Origin of the sequence: Acinetobacter sp. TYF_19 (assembly GCF_043105125.1) — a bacterium.
Lineage (GTDB): Bacteria > Pseudomonadota > Gammaproteobacteria > Pseudomonadales > Moraxellaceae > Acinetobacter > Acinetobacter johnsonii.
This window is the reverse complement of sequence record NZ_JBICLH010000067.1, coordinates 1-21463: the sequence shown is the minus strand read 5'-3', so window position 1 is coordinate 21463 and position 21463 is coordinate 1. Positions and strand designations below refer to the sequence as shown.

Genomic DNA, 21463 nt, shown 5'->3' with positions numbered 1-21463 from the left:
TTAGGCTTCTTTTTATTGGGCGTGTATCCATAAATGACGAAAAACTGTATCTACTTTTTTGCGCAGTTTTTTGCAAAATAAAGCTTCAATTTAGGAGAAAAACGATGAAAATGTATCAAGTCGATGCCTTTACAACTGAATTATTCAAAGGTAATCCTGCCGCTGTGATTGTACGTGATGAATGGTTAGCAGTAGATTTGATGCAGAATATTGCTTTGGAAAATAATTTGGCAGAAACGGCTTTTGTGAAAGTCATTGATGCTGAAAACTATGAAATTCGCTGGTTTACCCCTCAGGTTGAAGTGGACTTTTGTGGGCACGCGACTTTAGCCAGTAGTTTCGTCCTGTTTCGGGATTATACCGATGCTAAACGTATCCAGTTTCATGTGAAAGACTTGGGTGTTTTTATCATTGATCAAGATGTTGACGGCAAGATTCATATGAATTTTCCAATTCGTGCACCGCAAAAGTTAGAAGACTATCCTGCGGAAATTCATGAATTGGTCGATTGTGAAATTAAAGAAGTCTATTTAAATCCACAGGCTTATATTTTAGTGTGTGAGTCTGAGCAGGCCGTTAAGGATGCCAAACCGAACTTAGATAAAATTCGTCAACTGGCAGAAAAGCATAAAGTCAGTACTGCGATTACTGCTGAAAACTTGGATGTTACCCTGACCTCAACGTTTCAAGACTATGACTATATCGCGCGTTATTTCGCACCGCATAAAGGCATCAATGAAGACCCTGTGACAGGCTCCATGCATACAGGTCTTGCACCACTATGGGCGGAGAAGTTGGGTAAAACCTCATTGATTGCCTATCAGGCATCGAGCCGTGGTGGATTACTGTACTGTGATATTCAGTCTGAAACGCGGATCCAAATTTCTGGCTATGCCAAGTTATATATGACAGCTGAACTTTACTTAGCTTAAGTTGTAATTCTCTTAAATTAAAACTGCTGGTGAAAAATAAGCATTGATTAAAATGCTATTTTTCACCAAATTACTATAAAAATAATTTCACTTTCCTCTATGATGTTGAGAATCATTCATATTTTGTCGAATTATTTGGAAAAATAATGTTAATGCGTTTTAAAACATTGAGTTTGTCGGTATTGCTACTTGGCTTTGGGGGCACAGTATGGGCACAACCCGTATTGGTAAAATCGGAACAGAAAATTGAAGAATATAAATTAGATAACGGTTTACGTATTATTCTTGCGCCAAACGATAAAGAAAATAAAGTGTATATGAACATGGTCTATTTGACTGGTTCATTGAACGACCCAAAAGGTAAGGGTGGTTTAGCGCACCTATTGGAACACTTAGCGTTCAAGGGGACTAAAAATGTTCCAGGGGATGAGTTTCAACGCCGTTTAGATCAATACGGTTTAATGAATAATGCCAGCACGGACTATTATTCAACCAAATATATTAATGTGGTTCGTCCTGAACAAAATGCAATTAATGAGCTAATTCATCTTGAAGCAGAGCGTATGGACGGTTTGGTGCTCCAAGAAAAATATGTACCATCTGAAATCGCGATTGTAAAACGCGAGCGTGAAGTCCGTATGGATCAGCCTTTTTCAGTGCTCATGGATCAGATGTGGAAGTCCGCTTATGGTAATCAATATTTAGGGCGTTTACCGATTGGTGATTTAAATGAGTTACAGTCAATCAAAATGGCTGAGCTGAATAAGTTTTATCGTGACTGGTATGCACCGAATAATGCGGTGTTTGTCATTTCGGGCAAGTTTGACCAAGCTGCTGTACTGAAGCAGATAGATGAAAAGTTTAGTGCGATTAAAGCGCGTGCTGTGCCTGCGAAAGTCAAAGTGCCTGTCTTAGATGCCAGTAAGATTAAAGATCGTCAGTTTGTGGTGAAAAAGGGCAGTAACTTAGCCAAATATAATATCTACCTGAATGGTAAAAACGAGAACATTAAGACCGCGTTGGCGGTGTCACCGTATTTATACACCATGCAACCCAGTGGGCATTTGTACCAAAGCATTGTAGAAACGGGAACGGCGACAGCTGTTCAGTCGACCACATGGTTAGACCAAGATTTTAATATGGTGTTTATGGGCGCAGTTTATGCCCCCAACCATGATGTAAAGAAAGTCGAGTCGGCTTTGGTTACTGGTGTAGAAAAAACACCAAGCTTCAATGAGGTTGAGCTCAACCGTGTGAAGAGCATGATTAAAAATGCCCAAGAAAGCATGTTCAGCAGTGCAACGGCAGTCGGTGGCATGCTCAGTGACTATGTGGTTTCTGCCAATGGTGATTGGACACAATACTTTAAAGATCAGCAACAGTTACAACAGCTCAGCGTTACTGATGTGAACCAACGTTTAGATGACTTTTTAGTGCCTGAGCATCGTATTTCAGGCACTATTTTACCGACCCCAGAAGATCAGAAAAAAGCACTTGAACAAGCGGCAGCAGCGACCCCAGCAAAAACTTTAGACCAACAAGCCGTTGCTGAAGAACCATTGAAAGATATCAGTGCGTATAAGGCAGAAGTGGCTGGATATGTAAAAAGCTCAAAGCAATATTTAGAAAGTGCTGAAAAACAAATTCAGCGTGGCAAGTTAAAAAATGGCATGCAATATGCGCTGTACCCAAGTAGCACGCGTGATGATAAGACTTATGCCACCATTTCGATTGATTTTGGTACTGCAGAAAGTTTGTTTAATAAAGCAGAGTTGTTAGATCTGACTTCTTATTTATTGCTCAGAGCATCAACTCAATATAGTTTGCAAGATATTGCCGATCATTCGATTGATGCGGGTGGTGGAGCAAGTGCCTCAAGTAATGGCAATGGGATTAATATTTCAATCGTGGCCAAGAAAGAAAAGTTTGATGAATTTTTTAACTTCGTGATCGATGTACTTAAAAATCCAACCTTTGAACAAAGCCAGTTTGATTTGATTAAGTCACAAAGCTTAGCAAGTCTAGACCGACCCTATACAGAACCTGAAACTGTAGCAGCTTTAACCATTGCTCGTTTACTTGAAACTTATCCAATTGGGGATATTCGACATCACTTCGAGCCTGAATATGTCAAGAAGCAGTATCAGGCCGCAACACAAGGACAGGTGAAACAGCTGTATCAGCAGTTCTTTGCGATGAATCATGCACAAATTTCGGTAACGGGCGTGATTGATATGAAAAAGATGAAAAAGATGAAAAAGACTTTAAATCAGGCTTTTGCAAACTGGAATTCGGCAGCGCCTTATCAGCGGATTACTTCTGACTTTACTGCATATAAAGCGCAGCGTGTACATGCACTGTCAGAGCAGCGTGAGTTTGGTAGCTATCAGAGCATTATGACGTTCCCTGTGGGTACATACCACCCAGATGCACCTGCTTTACAGGTACTCGAGCACATTTTAGGTGAGTCGCAGTTATCTTCTCGTTTGGCACAAGAGCTACGTGAAAAGAATGCCTTGGTCTATGGTTTTGGTAGTAGTATTTCGCTGGATGACTGGACGGAGTCAGGAGCGCTGACGATTGATGCGAACTATAGCGCAGGCAAATCGGCTCAAGTGTCTCAAGCGGTGTATAAAGTGTTGAATGAGTTACTGGCAAAAGGCGTTACTGAACAGGAAGTGGAAGCTGCCAAGGCCGATATTTTGAAAAAGCGTGTGACTGCACTTGAAGATAGTCGCAATATCCATCGTATGTTAATTCCTCAAATGAAGCGAAATCGTACTTTACTGGATCGCGAACAGCGTGATTTAGCATTGGCAAAAATTGGCAAAGCCGATGTTGATGCGGTGATTCAGAAGTATATTAAGCTGGATCAGTTGGTTGAAGTGATGGCTGACCAATATGGCAAAGCGCAACCAGCGCTGAAAAAGTAAAGATTTCAGTTTTCATTTAAAAGAACCCCTCAAAATTGAGGGGTTCTTTTTGTTATAGCTTTTAGAAATTAGTTTTCTTATTTTTTTAATTAAAGCCGATAAAACTGTTTGGCATTGTGATGGAATACGCGCTCTAAAGCATCAGGCTCATAGGCAGCGACGACATCGCTAAAGGCATCGATAATATTCACCAACGATGTACTGACCGAATCCATAGGAAAGTTCGAGGCAAACATTACTCGATAGATTCCAAAACAGGTGAGGGCATGTGTAATCATGGGATGTGCAAGGTCAAAGACCTCTTGTTTGGATGCTAGCCGACCTTCTTTATGAAAGCGATGTCCTAATACAGGCATGAAAAGCCCCGACATTTTGGTATAGACATTCGGATAGCTTGTAAGTTCAGCTAAGTCGTCCTGCCAACGGAAGAAAATATTTTCCCGCGCCGTCTGTGTCATCCCTGTATTTGCACCAATTGGGCCAAATAAACCTGCGGGTGTACCCAAATGATCCAGCACAATGGAAGTTTCTGGGAACTGCTTGGCCAGATAAATTACATCTTCAAGCTGTGTCGAATAAACCCAAGCATCAAAACTCAAGTTATATTGGGACAGCACTTCGAAGCCTTTGAGAAATTTTTTATTACGATATAACTGTGGCTCATCTGTCCACGAATGGATTGCTTTGTCTTCATGAAAAGACGCCATTTTACGAATACCACGAAAGTGTGGTGAAGCTTTATGGTGTAATTTTAGGATTTTTTTAAAGTTACGATCACGTGGGTCAGCTGTTGCGACAATGCCACCCAATTTGACGGTATCCGCCCCAAAAGCTAAAGACTCGATAAACTGAGTTTCCTCAACCACACCTTTACCTTTGCTGTGATGCCAACTGGCTTCAACATGTACCACTTGCTCTACTGTGTATGGGCCAGTATCGAGTTTATAGTCTTGGGGCAAATAAGGACGTGTGATATGACGGGTTAGGCCTAGGGTTTCAATCAGGTCTTTAGGTTTCACCAAACGAACCATTTTGTCCAAAAGCTTAGGATGCTTACCCAATAATTTGACTGCCAAAGCCGCTGCATGTGGCGTGTTATAGGGGTCCCATTGATGGATGTGTGAATCGATGAGTGCAAAGTCCAAATGCTGCATGTTCTTCCCTAAGTCATATTCCTTAGCGATTACCATACTGTAAATTGAGGTGTTGCAACATTGTATTTCGTTTTAAATATGACGAAATGAAAAAAGCCTGCACGAAGCAGGCTTTGATTGATCAGTGATCGTGTTTGTGGTCATGCTTGTTGGCATGAAATTCTTCGTTATGACGGAAACGAAGGTAGTTTTCAAACTGTTCACAATATTCGTCATAGTTGTCTTCAAGCATCATTTGGAACTGCTGCAAAATATAAGACATCACTTGTTCTTTGGCATCACGCATTTCATCGCCATCTTTAAAGTTATTAGCTGCCACCCACGTGTTAAAACGGGCTGTACCAAACAACATCGCAGCACTCACTTGGCCACGTATTTCGGCAGGTTTCACTTGTGAACCTTTTTCAGTGCGACAAAAATCGTTGGCTTGCTTAATAAATTCATCTGCACGTTCAAAAAAAGCAGCATTCAACGCTTCTTCTTCGGTTACATCTGTTGCTTCAATCTTCTGAACCATGAACTTGTCCTAAAATACATAAATAACTCAGACTGCATTATAGGCAAAGCCTTGCAGAAACTAAACCTTTGCCTTAATCTAAAAATAGCCTAAGTAATAAAATAGAGAATATTCATGCAAGACGCGATTGCGGTACAAAGTTTAAAAAGTGATATTGCATTATTGCGTCAAAACATTTGGCCGCCACAAAATCTAGCCAATGTCGAAGGCTTACCGATCTATTACGGAACGAAAACAGAGGTTGAGGATTACTACCGTCAGTGGACGGGTTTGATTGAGCGGGCACAAGACTTGTTCCAACCTTTTATGGAAGATGAAGTGTTGGATGCAATTCATTTACCCAGTCATTTAAATTTGCCGCTATTTTATTTTCATGTCGATCGTATTCGGATTAATAAAACCCGTGCTAAAGAATCTAAAAGTTTTCGCGGCATTGCGAGCTTAATTGAAAAATGCGGACAATTTGAACCAGAACAGGTGCAGGCTATGCGCGCTTGGTTGGACAGCGATGATAACGCTGCCTTGGTTGCGCATAGGGAATTTATTGACCTCAGAACCTATGTGTTTCAGCATGGGCAGAGTGAATATACCCGTACCCGATTTTATGTAAATGGTATCGTGTTAAGTACCGAAGCACACTTTGAATTGGTCGATGCTCGAGACAAACCACGTAAACAGCGCAGTGATAGCTATAACAACCCCTTAGCAGATAACAATACGTGGAAGGTGTACGGAAAGTATCGTTAACTTAAGTGTCGGCAGGAAATTCACTTATAGAAGAGCTTTTCACTGTTGATGTATATTTTGGTTTAAAGGCTATTTCAGCTTTTTGGTTTGACTGAGCAGCAACAGCTGTTGTTCAACTAATTTCAGCATTCTATTTTTTTCCGCGGCGATCCATCCTGTGGCAAAACTATAAGCGGCTTCTGGTTCAGGGGCTTGTTGAAATAAGGCGTCTGCAACGACTAAATCATTATAGTGCCCTAAGCTTTCTTGAACTGCTTTGAGTTTTTTCAAATAGGTTCTTAAAGCTTTTGCATTGAGTAAAGACGCCACAAACTCAACGCTATAACGCAGTTGTTTGACTTGTTTACGAATGCGGTGTTTTTCCTCATCCTCAAGCTGGCTAAAGTGCTCGGCATGTGCGCGTATTTTATGGTGTAAAGCCTGTATCACTTTGAGTGCATGTTTTTTCAGTTTGGTTTTTGAAGGCGAATCTAGTTCTTGCTCTGTAAATAAAATTAATTCAAGCCAAAGTTGCATCGTTTCTGGTCGTTGGAATAGGGCACAGACATCAGTGATGATTTCTGTACTTGGGGCAAGATGGTCTAATGGATAACCTGCCTCAATCAGTTGAGGAAGTAAATCTTCATTCAGTGCATCAATGTCCCGTGTTCCACCTAAGGCTTGAAAAATAGTCGTGAGTTCTATTTTCCAGTGCGGTTGAATGGCGTCCGACCATGCAGCAAAACTTTTTAGTGCGGTACGTAAGCGGCGGATTGCCACGCGGGATTGGTGGACATGCTCACTGGAGTACTGCTGTCGAGCAATTGAACTGGCATTAGGGAGTAGGTGCTGTAAGCAATTGTCCACCATGCTTTGTAGAGCCTTAGCTTCGTTTGAGCTTCTGTTCAGTACAAGAGGTGTTTGATATTGTGCAGGAAAGGAACTTTGCTGACGAACGACCTGAAGTCCATAATCAGATTTACTGTGTGTGTCGAGACTCAGTTGGTATTTTTGAACCCAAGGTCGTATAAATGCGATTAAATCTTCTATCGATCCTTGTTTTAATTCAAATTCGATCTCGAAAATATCAACACTGTTTTGTTCTTTAAAAATTTTTCCAATATCAAGTGCAATTTCAACTGTACTATTTCCAACATTTTGCAAAACGCGTAAACGTTGGATGTTGGTTTCAAAGAGCAATTCAAGGGTTGGAAGTGGAAGCCCCAAAGCGCGTTTTAATTTTTTGTAGATAGCGGAATAATCTTTATAGTTATCTAAGTCGAGTGTAGTCGCCTCAGGTGGCGCTATATCAAATTCAAGTTCAAAGCGACTCAATGCTTTTGCGCTGTTCACTGCTTTGAAGGTTTGTTTCCATTCATCATTTTCCTGCCGACGTCGAATCGCGATGCAATGCTTAACAAGTGTTTGATCCGCTGTATCAAAGTATTGGGCTGCTAAATGAATCGGCTCAGCCTTGAGCAGTGTAAAAGCTTTTTGCAATGCCTTACGCTTCTTAACTGGAACTTGAAACTTAAACTCAATCTCTTGCATAGCCCTGACTCATGACAACCTACGTTTTACTATATGCTAAATTGAGCAAAAAAAGACCAGCTTTGAATAGGTATAAGCTAAAAGAGCAAAAATAGTGAGCTAGATGTCATTTTTAAAATAATGAAGTGGAGTTTTAAAAGTATACAAGGGTGACTAAGTACTGATGGTTACATCGAAGTGATAATAAATCTACATTGGGTAGGAATGTATAGCATTACTTTTTAAGAATAAAAATGAATATAAAGTCTGTATTGTTTTGATAGTAGGCCGTTTTGTCACAGATAAATTAGTGGTTTGAAGAGACCAATCACGATCTTCTATCGCAGTTTTGCGGCTTGTCAGGCCTTGTCGAGGCGATAGCAGTCATGTATTTAACATGACTGCTTTGGTATACAGTACGTTATTTTAAGAATTTACGGCTAACTAAGAATTGTTCTGTCGCTTCTAAAAGTTTATCGGCATAAACTTCAAGCTTCGCCGTGAGCCAACCCAAAACAAACCAATCACTGGCTTCAAGTTCCGTTTGTTGAATGTACGCAGCTGAAGTCGCCAAGATTTGATATTCATGTGCGGCTTGTTGGGCATCATTCAACGCTTTACTGTATTTCTGCAAATTTTTCACATCATAAATGGATGTTAAAATAGGAAAGCTAAACTTCAATTCCTTAATTTTCTGTGCCAATACATCTAAGCTTTCAAAGTGGCTAATATCTGCAGCATTTAAGCTTTCTTGTAGCTGTCGATATTGGTTTTGCAGGGTATTGTGCGCATAGGTTTTTAAATCCTGCTTTTGTACCTGATCATGTGAACTTAAACTAAAGGTCAATAATTCAAGATAATGATGTACGTTCTGCGTCGATTTAACTAAATTTCCAAGCTTTTCTTGAGCATATAAAATGTCTTTGGCAAGATTTTCTGTAGTGGTTGGATTCTGAAGAAAAGCGCCTAAGGTACTTTGCATATGCTGCAAATGTTGTAAATGATCAAACTGATGTTTGAATGCGGCAAGTTGCATCGCCCATTTATCAGAAATATTACTATTCCAGTCTTTAAATAAAGCCAAGGTCAGTTGTAAGTGCTCTAAAGCAGTTTGTGCTTGATCAATATGGCTTTGCTCAGCAACACCTGCTGAAATTGCAGCAATATTCGGCAGTAAATGCTGCATTTGCTGACCAATCAGCAAACTCAGGTTATGTGCCGCACTTTCTTTTTTCGATAAGATAAACTCTTTTTCAAAACGTGCTGGACTCACTGTTTGCTCAAGTGCTAGTAGATTACCCATTTCGGCTTTGCTGCGGACATCTAACCACAGTTGATACTTCTTCACCCATTCAAAACTAAAGGCCAAAAGTGACTGAACAGAGCCCGATTTAAGTTCGAATTCTACCTCATGAATGGTCTGTTCTCGACCAGACGCACGAACTACACCGATATCCAAACAGACTTCAATTTCAGCGCCTTCAAACTCAATGACGCGATAGGTACGTTGGATGTCCGTTTCAAAGGTGAGCTTTAACGCAGCCGCATCCGATCCTAAAGCTTGGGTTAAAATCTGTTGAGCCTCTGGAATAGCTGCATAAATGCTTAAGTCTAGTTCAGGAGATGACTCTAACTCACCCAAATTATGATTATGTTCAAAACGGTGTAAATGACTTTTACCTGCGGCTTTGAGTGTTTGAATCCAGCAAGCACCTTCAAGACGCTGACGCAAAGCTGCGCCGTGTTGGGCCAAGAGGCGATCAGGCGTGTCAAAATACTTGGCTTGAAGTTGAATCGTTTCAGATTTCTTAGGATCTAAAGCTTTAAGAAGGGCGGTACGTCGTGCTTCGCTAATCTGAAATTTTAATTCAATTTCAACCATGAAAAATTCCTAATTTGAGGTGCTAGGTCAGTGCCAAGCCTTTATGTATTGAGATGCATGATCTGTAGTTTGTTTTTATGTGCGCTAAAGGCACACCAATGGACCATTGGATTGTAGCGAAAAAGAGACAGTATGTAAGACTTGACGACACAATAAAACAAAGTTGCAGCGTGAGATTGATCAAAAAACAATTCTGTTTTTAGTGGACGCGCTCCCAGAGGCGATTGCACTTTGCAGATTGCATATTTTCAGCTATGTTGGTAAAAAACCATCAGGATGATGACAGATGAATGCTCAGGTTGAACCGAAACAGGAACACGACGCTGAACCTAATTTTCAATTGCCGATTAAGGACTATCACCAGTTTTATCGTTTTTATCTTACAGAACATCGCAACATCATGAGTCGTCGGCTACACGTTGCGGGCAGTTCAATTGGACTGTACTTTTTCTCTAAAGCCATACTTAAACGCAAGCCGCGTTATTTTATATACGGCTTAGTCTCTGGATATGCCTGTGCGTGGGTAGGTCATTTTGTTTTTGAAAAAAATAAGCCAGCTGGTTTTAAACAGCCTTTGTATAGTTTTATTTCTGACTGGCGCATGTTTTCCGATGTTTTACGTGGAAATTTAAGCTTACAAGATCGTGCTTTGGATAAAATTCCAAGTTAGTGAAGCACTTTGTGACTTCATCATGAAAGTTTTATGAAAAGCTTGAAATTAACAGTTGCAAAGTATGAGTTAATGTTCTAATAATGAGATCGTTGTTTATATTTTCACCAAATAATATATAAGTGCTTTGAACTTTAAAGTGCTTTTAGTTTTCCAAGCCTAGAGCGACCTTCTCTAGGCTTTTTTTATGTGGATTTTAAATAAAATATGCGGCTTTTTAGCTTTTATGATGTTGTTCAAACACCACTGGTTTAAAAAGCTAAAAAGCCGTATCAGATCGCTGCGTGTCTCTTATTCTTGTTATAAAGTTGTTATTTTTATTTTATTCTTGTTGCTTTCTGTATCCATTAAACTGCGAAAGCGGTGGGGCGACTATCACTGAAAATAGGTATTTTTATATAGCCTGAGCTTAGTCGCGGGATTTTTGTACAAAGCAAAGCATTTTCATTCCCAACTCATTAAAGCATCAGTCGCCTTTAGCTTTATAATAGAACAACATAACCCAAAGGTAGAGTTAAATGCGCGGTTTATATTTAATTACAAATGATGATCCTTTAGAGCTACTTTTGGCTAAATTAGAAGGTGCAATGGCAACACGTGAAGTTGCCATTTTGCAGTATCGCCGTAAAAAAGTACCCAAAGAAGAACAGGCTTACGAAGTTGAGTATATGAAAGCGATGTGCGCTGAGTATCGTGTTCCTTTTGTGATCAATGATGACTTAGAAATGGCCGTTAAATATGGCGTTGGTGTGCATTTAGGGCAAGGTGATGGCGAAGTTGCCGAAGCTGTCGCACGCCTGCCAAAAGATGCGGTGATTGGTCGTACGTGTTTGAACTCGATTGAGCTGGCTGAAAAGGCGATTGCTGAAGGTGCAACTTACGTCGCTTTTGGTGCAATTTACGCAACTGAAACCAAGCCAGAGGCTGGCAATATTGGCTTAGAGACTTTAAAAGAAGCTAAAGCCAAATTGAATGTGCCGATTTGTGCGATTGGTGGCTTAACAGTTGAAAATTCAGGTGAAGTGATCGAAGCTGGTGCCGACCTTTGCGCAGTGATTAGTGATATATTAGGGCTATCAATGTCTGCGATTCCTGATCGTATAGAACAGTGGGCTGATTTATTTGCATCTAAAGCTTAAGCGTTTTTAGATGTTTTTTTATTTTTTGAGTTGAGTAACTTCATGAGCTTATCTCCAAAGCAAGAACAATTGTTTAAACAAGCAAGCAAACATATTCCGGGTGGTGTGAACTCACCTGTACGTGCATTTAATAGCGTAGGCGGAACGCCTGTCTTTATTGAAAAGGCGCAAGGTGCATACTTGTACGATGTGGATGGTAAGCGCTATGTAGACTATGTGGGCTCATGGGGACCAATGATTTTAGGTCATGCTCATCCTGAAATTATTAAAGCAGTTCAAAATGCTGCAGTGGATGGTTTGAGTTTCGGTGCACCTACCGTACATGAAACAACTTTAGCTGACATTATTTGCGAAATTATGCCGTCAATTGAGCTGGTTCGTATGACCAACTCAGGTACTGAAGCAACCATGACAGCCATTCGTCTTGCACGTGGTTATACAGGTCGTGACAAGATTGTAAAATTTGAAGGCTGTTACCACGGTCACTCAGATTCACTGCTAGTAAAAGCAGGTTCAGGTTTGTTAACCAGCGGCGAAGGTGAAGCGACTTCAGCTGGTGTTCCTGCCGACTTTGCCAAACACACACTTACTCTTCCATATAACGATATTGCTACTTTGAAAGAGTGCTTTGCTAAGTTTGGTTCAGAGATTGCGGGCGTGATTGTGGAACCTGTGGCAGGGAACATGAACCTAGTCAAACCAATCGACGGCTTCTTACAAGCGATTCGTGATGTATGTGATGAACATGGTTCTGTTTTTATCATTGATGAAGTGATGACTGGTTTCCGTGTTGGATTGGGTGGTGCGCAAGCTCACTATGGCGTGACTCCTGATTTAACCACCTTGGGTAAAATTATTGGTGCAGGCTTACCCGTTGGTGCTTTTGGTGGGAAACGAGAAGTGATGGAGTGTATTGCACCACTGGGTAAAGTTTACCAAGCTGGAACACTGTCGGGGAATCCACTTGCAATGCGTGCAGGGATTGAGATGTTTAAACACCTGCGCCAAGATGGTTTCTATGAAAAATTGACAGCGCAGCTAGAAAAACTGCTTGTGGGTTTACAAGCCGCAGCTGATGAAGCGGGAATTGCTTTTAAAACGCAACAAGTCGGCGGTATGTTTGGTTTGTACTTTACCGATCAAGAAGACATTACCAGCTTCGACTCAATGCTGAAGTGTGATATCGATGCATTCCGTAAGTTCTTCCACGGTATGCTAGACCGTGGTGTGAACCTTGCGCCATCTGCGTTTGAAGCTGGCTTTATTTCAGCTGCCCATTCTGATGAAGATATAGAATTTACGCTGCAAGCAGCGAAAGAAGTTTTTGCAAGCATGAAGTAAGTATTTGTCCTTGCTAAAAAGCCCATCTCATTTGATGGGCTTTTTTTATGATGGGTATTTTGAATAAAAAAATACTATATCTCAAATACTTTGTGTTAATTTTAGGAGTACATGAAAAAAATGAATAATTAAATAAGATGACTTATGATTTTAAATTTTCTTCGAAAGCCTATTCAGCTAAAACATTTTTTGATCTTTATACTATTGTCACCAATCATTATCGTTATTTTGAGTGTTATTGTTAGTGTATTAGAACCAAGTGATGTACCGAGCTTAAAAGAAAAACCATATGAGTGTGGAAGTTTTGGTGATCAGAAAATGCGCATTGATCGACGATATTTATTTTTTGCAAGTGTTGAATATCAAGATGTTAATTATTGGGAGAAAGGTTCTAATCAACTACATAATACCAAAGGTTGTAATGATCAAATCGGTAACGCCACATTTCTTGTGAAATGGCCAGAAATGCATCCTTCAGAAGGTTTTAGGCTTTCCTCAAATCAAATCAGTGACATCGCTTTCACTTTATCACAACGTGGTATGTGGAAGGATGAGTGGGGAGACGACAAAACGTTTTTTGATTATACGCCTTCATTGAAATTTTATTTAAGTGGACGGATGGGTGCTCGAAAAGATATGAGCATAAGTGAGATTAATTCGGAGAAGAAATTTAATGCAAGTTTGTCACTTTATGAAATAGATTTGGGAGAGCAAGATAATATTTCTAAAAAAATTTACTGGAAAGAAGAAAACGGGAAAGGCATTGGTGTAGTCATTGCGTGTGCTTCATATCCAAGTGGTGCTACGGCGTGTGAATTAAATAGTCATGTACCAAATTATGGTTTTAATACGAGTAATTTGGATATAGATTTCCATGCGGAGCTTCTGCCCCGTTGGAAAAAAATTCAGCGTGATTCTCTAAAATTATTTAATTCTTTTCAAATAGAAGAAAATCAAGTAAATGCTTCGGGCAAAGAACATTGATGTAGCAAAAAGAACTATTGAGTAGTAAGAAAACACGATATAACGCAATCAAGCCTAAAATTTAAAGACTTTGAATAATGGTAAAAGAGGGGAGGAATAATGGATAAATACTTACTGGTGGCCTTGGTGGTTGGTGCATGCATACTGTTGGTGATTTATACCCAACTTGCACCAGCAGGCGGACAGAAAAATTTTAAGCAAATCGTACAGCAGGCATTTAGTCGTTATAAAGTGATCGAAAAAAACTACACCATTATGATTTGTGAGATCAACCATCGCAATGAGCCAGAAGAATTGGTCTTTATACGTATCGATCCTGCTCAAAAGAAAAATTTACGCATTTCGGGAAGAATGCTGATAGCAACTTATCCCAAAGCACCATCGGTACGTGAAATGCGTAAAGACTTTAAAAACTATGTTACTTAACGTTTAGCGTCGACGAGAGCTACTACGGCTGCGTCCGCGCGCCATACCGCCAAGAGCATTGAGTACAGCAAGCTTAGTCATACTGCCTGAAGCATGCGCATGACAGATGGCAGCAGCAAGAGCATCGGCGGCATCTTGCTGTGGTTTGATGCTCAGGTTTAGGAGTCTCATCACCATCATTTGTACTTGTTCTTTGTCCGCAGCACCATAACCGACGACAGACTGTTTAATCTGGCGTGCGGTGTATTCTGCAACTTGTAGGTCAAGGTTGACCAGTGCAGCAATAGCAGCACCACGTGCTTGCCCCAGCTTCAGTGCGGAGTCAGGGTTTTGTGCCATAAATACTTGCTCAACTGCGGCTTCGGTTGGGCCATGAAATTTTACAATACGATCAATCCCTGCAAAAATACGTTTTAGCCGTTCAGGCATATCAGCAGCTTCGGTACGAATGGTGCCAGCATCGACAAAAATTAGTTTTTGACCTTCTTTTTGAATAATACCGTAGCCTGTGAGGCGAGAACCGGGGTCAATACCAATAATTAATGACATGCTTGCCCTTTAAAAAAAATAATATGCCCATATTGTTACATAAGCGTATCAAAAAAGCTTGATGTAGATTGAGCACTTGATTCTTGCACCTTATTCATTTTGTTGAGATTAGATTAATTTTCATGAAATTATTTCTTTTTATATTAGCTGGTGTCATTCTCGAAGTCTTCGTATGGATTGGCGTGGGCGACCTCGTTGGTAGCATGTGGTACGTGTTCTTCTGGTTTATTGCCGATTTCTTTATTGGTATGAGCCTGATTCGTAAGTATTCAGCAGGTTTAATGCCACAAATGCAAGCGGGCCAGATGGGTGCAGATCCTGCATTAACAAACAATCTGCCAAAAATCATTGCGGGTTTTCTTTTATTGATTCCTGGCTTGGTGACAGACGTGGTTGCCGTGTTATTGCTTATTCCTGCAGTGCAAAAAGCCATGACAGGTGCACTGATGAACGTGATGATGAAACGTCAGCAAGCGATGATGGAAAAAATGATGGGTGGCATGATGGGGGATATGAATGGCATGGGCGGTGGTGCTCAAGGTCAAAACCCATTTGCAGATATCATGCGTCAGATGCAAGAAATGCAGCAACAGCAGGGCGGTTCAACTTATCGTGACTCTAGTATTATTGATGGCGAAGCACGAGAAGTTACGCCAGAGGCGAAAAAAATTGAAATGAAAGATGTGAATAAATAATTTCATGCCTAATTTTAAAGCCGAGTTCTAACTCGGCTTTTTTTATCTTTATGAAAATGTTTTAAGTGCTTATGATTTAAAATAAATATAACAAACGATATAATTATTTTTTAAAATTTATGCCGCTTTTTTATGTCATTGCTTTTCACGATTTGCGCATTGCATTTTGTTGCGCAGCTAAGTCCTGGTCCTGATGTTTTGCTGATTGCTAAAAGTTCAGCTTCGACCACACAAAAAAATACTTTAAAAACGATCTTAGGTATTTCTGTTGGAATCGTCGTTTGGGTGGTTTTAACCTTGTTAGGTTTTACCGTACTCATCGACAAAATGCCGTGGATTCAACAAGTATTGATGGTGGTTGGTGGGGTGTTCCTTGCACGTATGGGTTGGCTTATGTTGAAAGCAGGCCTCAGCGCAATGCAGCAAGAAGCCTTGCTAGATGATGGTCAAAAACTGCCTCCACCAAAGGCCAACCATTATTTCATGTCAGGTTTGCTGACTAACTTGTCTAACCCGAAAACGCTGATTTATTTCAGTAGTGTGTTTTCATTGGCACTGAGTTCTAGCGCAAGTCCCTATTTAAAAATGCAACTTGCGGTGATTATTCCAATCCAAACTTTTATGACTTTTGCACTGTTGATGCTGCTTTTGTCATTACCTAAAATTAAGGCGGCATATCAGCGTTCAGGAAGTTATATTGACATTTTTTCTGGCGGGTTGTTCCTGATTTTTGCTTTATGGCTTTGGTATGATGCTCTCGCAATCTACATTTAAGTCATTTTTAAGCTCTTGAGATGATTGAGCCTGTTCCAAGCTAGACACTTCGTCTTTTTTACTTTGCGCATAGCGGTTGGGCTGCAATGTCGCTTCGGTATTTTCTGAGCCCTTATAGCTACGACTGCGGTTGGCACGTTCGCGTAAACCGCCTTTTTTAATCAACTGAACCATTCTTTCTTCCTCATCGTTGCATCTTATTTTAATAAACAATCGCGAGAAAACTAAAGGGTTTTGAGCAAATATGACGGAATACGTCAAAAACTATTATGTTACAAAATGAAATTGTCATGATTCGGTGTTATAAAGAGGAATATGCGTTAAATCAATTGATTAATCTTTCAGTGTAAGCCGTTGCTGACATCACTTCAGGTGAATTGCGCTTGAGTCTCAACAAATACTCACATAAGATAAATGAATCTAACATTCTGTGAGGCAGGGTGATGGACAATAAAAACAAGAAAGGACAAAAACAAGGGGGTAAAGTCATGCTCTATCAATACCACTGCGCATGTTGTGAAACAGTTGTCGCGTCAACAGATAAAGACTGTCCAAACTGTGGATCACATAATATTCGAAGTCCTTTTGGATTTTGGATTTTCTGTATTGTTGCATGTCTTGCAGCAGCGATTATCGTTAAATCTGTACAAGTCTATTTGGCCGACCGAAACAGTGAACCCGCTGCGGTAACATCATTGTTTGATGTGTTGAATCATGAAAACAAGCCTAAGTAGTGAGGTTCAATGACTTCACGGTTGAACTATTTTCCATCAGTCAAAATAAAAAACCCGCATTAAGCGGGTTTTTTGGATCAAACTTATAGACCAGCTGAAGCTTTAAGTGCTTCCACTTTGTCTGTTTTTTCCCACGTAAATGCTGTATCTGAACCTTCACGACCGAAGTGACCATAAGCAGCGGTTTGCTTATACATCGGTTGAATGAGGTCAAGCATACGAGTGATCCCGTATGGACGTAAGTCGAAGTGTTCACGGACTAATGCAATGATCAACTCTTCAGATACTTTTGCTGTATTGAAGGTATTGATCGAAATAGACGTTGGCTCAGCCACACCAATGGCATAAGACACTTGAATTTCACATTTGTCTGCAAGGCCCGCAGCTACGATGTTTTTCGCAACATAACGACCTGCGTAAGCAGCAGAACGGTCAACCTTAGATGGATCTTTACCAGAAAAAGCACCACCACCGTGACGTGCCATGCCACCGTAAGTGTCTACGATGATTTTACGACCTGTTAAACCACAGTCGCCCACTGGACCACCAATCACAAACATTCCTGTTGGATTGATGTGGAATTTGGTGTCTGCATGGAACATTTCAGCAGGGATCACTTTTTTCACGATTTCTTCAATCACAGCTTCTTTTAAGTTGCTTTGAGAAATTTCAGGATCGTGCTGGGTAGATAATACGACTGCGTCTAAACGAACAGGCATGCCATTTTCATAAGCAAAAGTCACTTGGCTTTTTGCATCTGGACGTAACCATGGTAAAGCGCCACTACGACGTAGTTCAGCTTGCTTTTCCATTAAACGGTGTGCATATGAAATTGGAGCAGGCATAAGCACGTCAGTTTCACGGCTTGCATAACCAAACATTAAGCCTTGGTCACCTGCACCTTGATCTTCAGGCTTTTGACGGTCTACACCTTGAGCAATCTCTGGTGATTGTTTACCAATCATGTTGATCACAGCACATGTTGAACCATCAAAACCAAGGTCAGAATGGTGGTAACCAATGCCATTTACGGTTTGACGAACAATCGCTTCGAAGTCAACATTTGCAGTTGTTGTGATTTCACCTGCAAGTACTACCGCACCCGTTTTTACAAGCGTTTCACAAGCAACCCGCGCATATGGGTCTTCTTTTAAGATCGCATCCAAGATAGCATCACTGATTTGGTCAGCCATTTTATCTGGATGGCCTTCGCTTACAGATTCCGAGGTAAATACAGCGTACTCGCGCATAAGTCCTATCACAGTTAATTTAAAAGACGCAATATGGTACATCGACTTAGCCGTTTGAGCCAGTTCTACACGACCAAAATGACTGAATTTATTTCAATTCAACGACTTTTTATCTGATATAAGCATCTAAAAAATTGATATAGCGTTTATTTTTAGTTCGAAATGACAAAGTCACGGGTTCTGCTTGAAAGTTTATGGGTGCATATCATGAGATTTTGTGCTTTGGTTATATCTAATTGTAAAACAATAGTTTGTTTGAGTTTTTTTTGGCGTGGTGTTAAGTTAGTAAATAAAAAATGCTCAAAATAAGTATCAGAAAATAATCGATAATCTGTAGTAATTCATGAATAATTTAAAAAAGTGAATAAAATTCACCATGAGTGTTTAATTGTATGTAAAAAATACAAATGTATCTTGTGATGTGTTTGATACTCAAGGATAACGGTTTGTTCTGATTAGTGAATAGGGTGGCCGAGCTTTGCTTTTAAAAAGTTGGCCATTCTATCGTGTGGAATTTGAACTAAAAGAAGCTAGAGAGACATTTCTGAGTGAAATTGTTGTGATTTTAGGCAATGCCCGCATTTATTAGACATTGATGATGAATAAATAGCGAAATATTGTCCATTAGGCTTTACCCATTCCTCTTTTTTTAAGACAATACACCTATCTTTGAATTCTATTCATCTTACTCTTTAAATCATTTGTTTGGACTCTGACCTATGACAACCCCGCTTAACGAACGTCGTATTGCAAACGCAATTCGTGTATTGGCAATGGATGCTGTGCAAAAAGCAAACTCTGGACATCCAGGTGCGCCAATGGGGATGGCTGATATCGCTGATGTGGTATGGCGTGAGTTTTTCAACCATAACCCGACTAACCCACAATGGGCGAACCGTGACCGTTTTGTACTATCAAATGGTCATGGCTCTATGCTGCAATATGCGTTATTGCACCTTACGGGCTATGATTTATCAATTGAAGATTTAAAAGCATTCCGTCAACTGCACTCTAAAACGCCGGGTCACCCAGAATTAGGTTATGCACCAGGTATTGAGACTACAACTGGCCCGCTTGGTCAGGGGATTGCAAACGCAGTTGGTTTTGCTCTAGCTGAAAAAACCTTAGCAGCGCAGTTCAACAAAGATGAGATGAGCGTTGTTGACCATTTCACTTACTGTTTCTTAGGTGATGGCTGTTTAATGGAAGGTGTTTCTCACGAAGCATGTTCACTTGCAGGTACTTTAGGTCTAGGTAAACTAATTGCTTACTATGACGACAACGGTATTTCGATTGATGGTGAAGTAGAAGGTTGGTTCTCTGACGATACAGAGCAACGCTTCTTGGCTTATGGTTGGCAAGTACTTAAAGCTGATGGTCATGATGCAGATGCATTACGTACTGCAACTTTGCAAGCAAAAGCTGAAACGAAAAAACCAACAATCATCATCTGTAAAACGATTATTGGTCTAGGTTCACCAAATAAGCAAGGTAAAGAAGACTGCCACGGTGCGCCACTTGGTAATGACGAAATCGCATTAACACGTGAAGCATTGGGCTGGACTGAAGGTCCATTTGAAATTCCTGCTGACATTTATGCAGCATGGGATGCAAAAGCAAAAGGGACGGCTTCTGAAGCGGCTTGGAATGAATTATTTGCGCAATATGCAGCAAAATATCCAACTGAAGCAGCTGAACTGAAACGTCGCCTTTCAGGTGAATTGCCAGCTGAATTCCTTGCTCAAGCAGATGCATTTATCGCAGAAACTAATGCAAAAGCTGAAACCATTGCTACACGTAAGGCAAGCCAAAACACATTGCAAGCTTTCGGTCCATTATTGCCTGAACTATTAGGCGGTTCTGCGGACTTGGCTGGTTCTAACTTAACACTTTGGAAAGGTTGCCAAGGCGTTCAGGACAATCCTGCAGGTAACTACGTACACTATGGCGTACGTGAGTTTGGTATGACTGCCATTGCAAACGGTGTTGCGCTTCACGGTGGTTTCATTCCTTACGTTGCAACATTCCTTATGTTTATGGAATATGCGCGTAATGCAGTACGTATGTCTGCGTTGATGAAACAACGTGTAATCCATGTATATACACATGACTCAATTGGTTTGGGTGAAGATGGTCCAACGCACCAACCTGTAGAGCAAATTGCGTCTTTACGTGGTACACCAAACTTAAATACTTGGCGTCCATGTGACACGGTTGAAGCAGCTGTGTCTTGGAAGTCTGCACTTGTACGCTCAGAAGGCCCAACTGCGTTGATCTTCTCTCGTCAAAACCTACCATTCCAAACACGTACAGATGCACAAATCGCAAATGTAGCGAAAGGTGGTTATGTATTGGCTGAAGAAAAAGGCGAATTAAAAGCGATTATTATTGCGACGGGTTCTGAAGTATCTTTAGCAATGGAGGCGCATGCACAACTTGAAGGTGTGCGTGTCGTGTCTATGCCATGTGCAGAAGAATTTGTGAAGCAAGATGCAGCGTACCGTGAAGCGGTTCTTCCATCAAACATTCGTGCGCGTGTTGCTGTTGAAGCGGCACATGTAGACTATTGGTGGAAGTTTGTAGGTTTAGACGGTCGTGTAATTGGTATGACGACTTATGGTGAATCTGCACCTGCGAAAGACTTATACCAATACTTCGGTATTACCACTGAAGCAGTTGTTGCTGCGGTAAAAGAATTGACAGCTTAATTTTTAAAATTAACTGTTTGAAGGACGCTCCAGTTTAGGGGCGTCTTTTATTTTGAATGGTGTATATAATATGCAAGCTGCTGCTGAAGTAGCTGCATAAATTTTAGGTGATGATATGAGCTTGTACGATCAAATTCATGATGAAGTTGTATTGATGGATGCGGGCGAACAGAAGTGGATTGGACCAGATCTACCTTTGGAGGCGATGGTTGCTGTTGAACTGTTATTGCAAGATTTAGCAGAAGATAAGCAAATTAAGATCCGTCGTAAAAACCATGAAAAGCAGACAGGTATGAAGTTAATTGATAGGATTCTGATTGAAAAACTATGATGGTTGTCACGTCTAAAAGAAGCCTTATTGAAGCGATTCAATAAGGCTTTTTCTTTGTGGAGATTTCAGCTTAAATAGGCTTTGTTGCACAAAGATTTGAAATGCAAAGCACCCCTAATTGAGCCAAATTTAAGGCGTAACTTGGGTAAGTGGTCGACCTAATTCCGTAAATCTGTTAAGGACTGCTA

The 21463-nt window shown here is 40.6% G+C and carries 20 protein-coding genes; 13 read left to right on the top strand and 7 right to left on the bottom strand.

Annotated features, from left to right (window positions below; translation table 11 throughout):
• Window positions 1-104 precede the first annotated feature (104 nt).
• Window positions 105-932, top strand: a complete 828-nt coding sequence (locus tag ACF8FD_RS09900; RefSeq protein WP_279679226.1) for a PhzF family phenazine biosynthesis protein — start codon at window positions 105-107, stop codon at window positions 930-932.
• 146 nt (window positions 933-1078) lie between these two features.
• Window positions 1079-3865, top strand: coding sequence for a pitrilysin family protein (locus ACF8FD_RS09895; RefSeq protein WP_279679225.1), 2787 nt, complete (start codon window positions 1079-1081; stop codon window positions 3863-3865).
• An 89-nt stretch (window positions 3866-3954) separates the two neighbouring features.
• Here ACF8FD_RS09895 and ACF8FD_RS09890 read toward each other — a convergent pair whose 3' ends face one another.
• A complete protein-coding gene (locus ACF8FD_RS09890) occupies window positions 3955-5019 on the bottom strand; it encodes an amidohydrolase (protein WP_279679224.1) in 1065 nt (354 codons plus the stop codon).
• Between the two features lie 121 nt (window positions 5020-5140).
• Window positions 5141-5536, bottom strand: a complete 396-nt coding sequence (locus ACF8FD_RS09885; RefSeq protein ID WP_004696747.1) for a DUF3144 domain-containing protein — start codon at window positions 5534-5536, stop codon at window positions 5141-5143.
• A 114-nt stretch (window positions 5537-5650) separates the two neighbouring features.
• Here ACF8FD_RS09885 and ACF8FD_RS09880 point away from each other — a divergent pair, with 114 nt between their 5' ends.
• Window positions 5651-6283 (top strand): hypothetical protein, encoded by a 633-nt coding sequence (locus ACF8FD_RS09880; protein ID WP_234305051.1) that lies wholly within the window; start codon window positions 5651-5653, stop codon window positions 6281-6283.
• Between the two features lie 69 nt (window positions 6284-6352).
• Here ACF8FD_RS09880 and ACF8FD_RS09875 read toward each other — a convergent pair whose 3' ends face one another.
• Both ACF8FD_RS09875 and ACF8FD_RS09870 read right to left on the bottom strand, forming a co-directional pair.
• Window positions 6353-7813 carry a CHAD domain-containing protein gene (locus ACF8FD_RS09875; RefSeq protein ID WP_234305050.1) on the bottom strand — a complete coding sequence of 487 codons (1461 nt, stop codon included), beginning with the start codon at window positions 7811-7813 and terminating at the stop codon, window positions 6353-6355.
• 400 nt (window positions 7814-8213) lie between these two features.
• On the bottom strand, window positions 8214-9674 hold the full coding sequence (locus tag ACF8FD_RS09870) for a CYTH domain-containing protein (protein ID WP_234305049.1): 1461 nt from the start codon (window positions 9672-9674) through the stop codon (window positions 8214-8216).
• Window positions 9675-9960: 286 nt separating this feature from the next.
• Between ACF8FD_RS09870 and ACF8FD_RS09865 the strand changes: the two genes are divergently transcribed.
• The 5 genes from ACF8FD_RS09865 to ACF8FD_RS09845 all read left to right on the top strand — a co-directional run bounded on the left by ACF8FD_RS09865 (window position 9961) and on the right by ACF8FD_RS09845 (window position 14234).
• Window positions 9961-10344: a DUF962 domain-containing protein gene (locus ACF8FD_RS09865; protein WP_279679223.1), complete on the top strand. Its 384-nt coding sequence runs from the start codon at window positions 9961-9963 to the stop codon at window positions 10342-10344.
• Between the two features lie 518 nt (window positions 10345-10862).
• On the top strand, window positions 10863-11483 hold the full coding sequence (gene thiE / locus ACF8FD_RS09860) for a thiamine phosphate synthase (protein WP_176537530.1): 621 nt from the start codon (window positions 10863-10865) through the stop codon (window positions 11481-11483).
• A 42-nt stretch (window positions 11484-11525) separates the two neighbouring features.
• On the top strand, window positions 11526-12824 hold the full coding sequence (gene hemL / locus ACF8FD_RS09855) for a glutamate-1-semialdehyde 2,1-aminomutase (protein ID WP_078424990.1): 1299 nt from the start codon (window positions 11526-11528) through the stop codon (window positions 12822-12824).
• 144 nt (window positions 12825-12968) lie between these two features.
• Window positions 12969-13808: a hypothetical protein gene (locus ACF8FD_RS09850; protein WP_279679222.1), complete on the top strand. Its 840-nt coding sequence runs from the start codon at window positions 12969-12971 to the stop codon at window positions 13806-13808.
• A 99-nt stretch (window positions 13809-13907) separates the two neighbouring features.
• Window positions 13908-14234, top strand: a complete 327-nt coding sequence (locus tag ACF8FD_RS09845) for a hypothetical protein (protein ID WP_205666770.1) — start codon at window positions 13908-13910, stop codon at window positions 14232-14234.
• A gap of 3 nt (window positions 14235-14237) precedes the next feature.
• Here ACF8FD_RS09845 and ruvC read toward each other — a convergent pair whose 3' ends face one another.
• Entirely contained in the window at window positions 14238-14783 is a 546-nt protein-coding gene (gene ruvC / locus ACF8FD_RS09840; RefSeq protein ID WP_004984936.1) for a crossover junction endodeoxyribonuclease RuvC, read from the bottom strand.
• Window positions 14784-14905: 122 nt separating this feature from the next.
• On the opposite strand from ruvC, the gene ACF8FD_RS09835 reads away from it, so the two are divergent.
• Window positions 14906-15478: an FxsA family protein gene (locus ACF8FD_RS09835; RefSeq protein ID WP_279679221.1), complete on the top strand. Its 573-nt coding sequence runs from the start codon at window positions 14906-14908 to the stop codon at window positions 15476-15478.
• A gap of 132 nt (window positions 15479-15610) precedes the next feature.
• Window positions 15611-16252 (top strand): LysE family transporter, encoded by a 642-nt coding sequence (locus tag ACF8FD_RS09830; RefSeq protein ID WP_125274209.1) that lies wholly within the window; start codon window positions 15611-15613, stop codon window positions 16250-16252.
• On the opposite strand, the gene ACF8FD_RS09825 is transcribed toward ACF8FD_RS09830, so the two are convergent.
• Window positions 16214-16426 carry a hypothetical protein gene (locus tag ACF8FD_RS09825; RefSeq protein ID WP_279679220.1) on the bottom strand — a complete coding sequence of 71 codons (213 nt, stop codon included), beginning with the start codon at window positions 16424-16426 and terminating at the stop codon, window positions 16214-16216. The two genes, ACF8FD_RS09830 and ACF8FD_RS09825, sit on opposite strands and share 39 nt — an antisense overlap.
• A 314-nt stretch (window positions 16427-16740) precedes the next feature.
• Here ACF8FD_RS09825 and ACF8FD_RS09820 point away from each other — a divergent pair, with 314 nt between their 5' ends.
• Entirely contained in the window at window positions 16741-16986 is a 246-nt protein-coding gene (locus ACF8FD_RS09820) for a hypothetical protein (RefSeq protein ID WP_026056381.1), read from the top strand.
• A gap of 83 nt (window positions 16987-17069) precedes the next feature.
• On the opposite strand, the gene metK is transcribed toward ACF8FD_RS09820, so the two are convergent.
• Window positions 17070-18236, bottom strand: a complete 1167-nt coding sequence (metK, locus tag ACF8FD_RS09815) for a methionine adenosyltransferase (protein ID WP_004984924.1) — start codon at window positions 18234-18236, stop codon at window positions 17070-17072.
• 719 nt (window positions 18237-18955) lie between these two features.
• On the opposite strand from metK, the gene tkt reads away from it, so the two are divergent.
• The gene (gene tkt, locus ACF8FD_RS09810) at window positions 18956-20944 is read left to right on the top strand and encodes a transketolase (RefSeq protein ID WP_234305045.1); all 1989 of its coding nucleotides are present in this window, start codon (window positions 18956-18958) and stop codon (window positions 20942-20944) included.
• 115 nt (window positions 20945-21059) lie between these two features.
• A complete protein-coding gene (locus ACF8FD_RS09805) occupies window positions 21060-21275 on the top strand; it encodes a hypothetical protein (protein WP_004696769.1) in 216 nt (71 codons plus the stop codon).
• The last annotated feature ends 188 nt before the right edge of the window (window positions 21276-21463 follow it).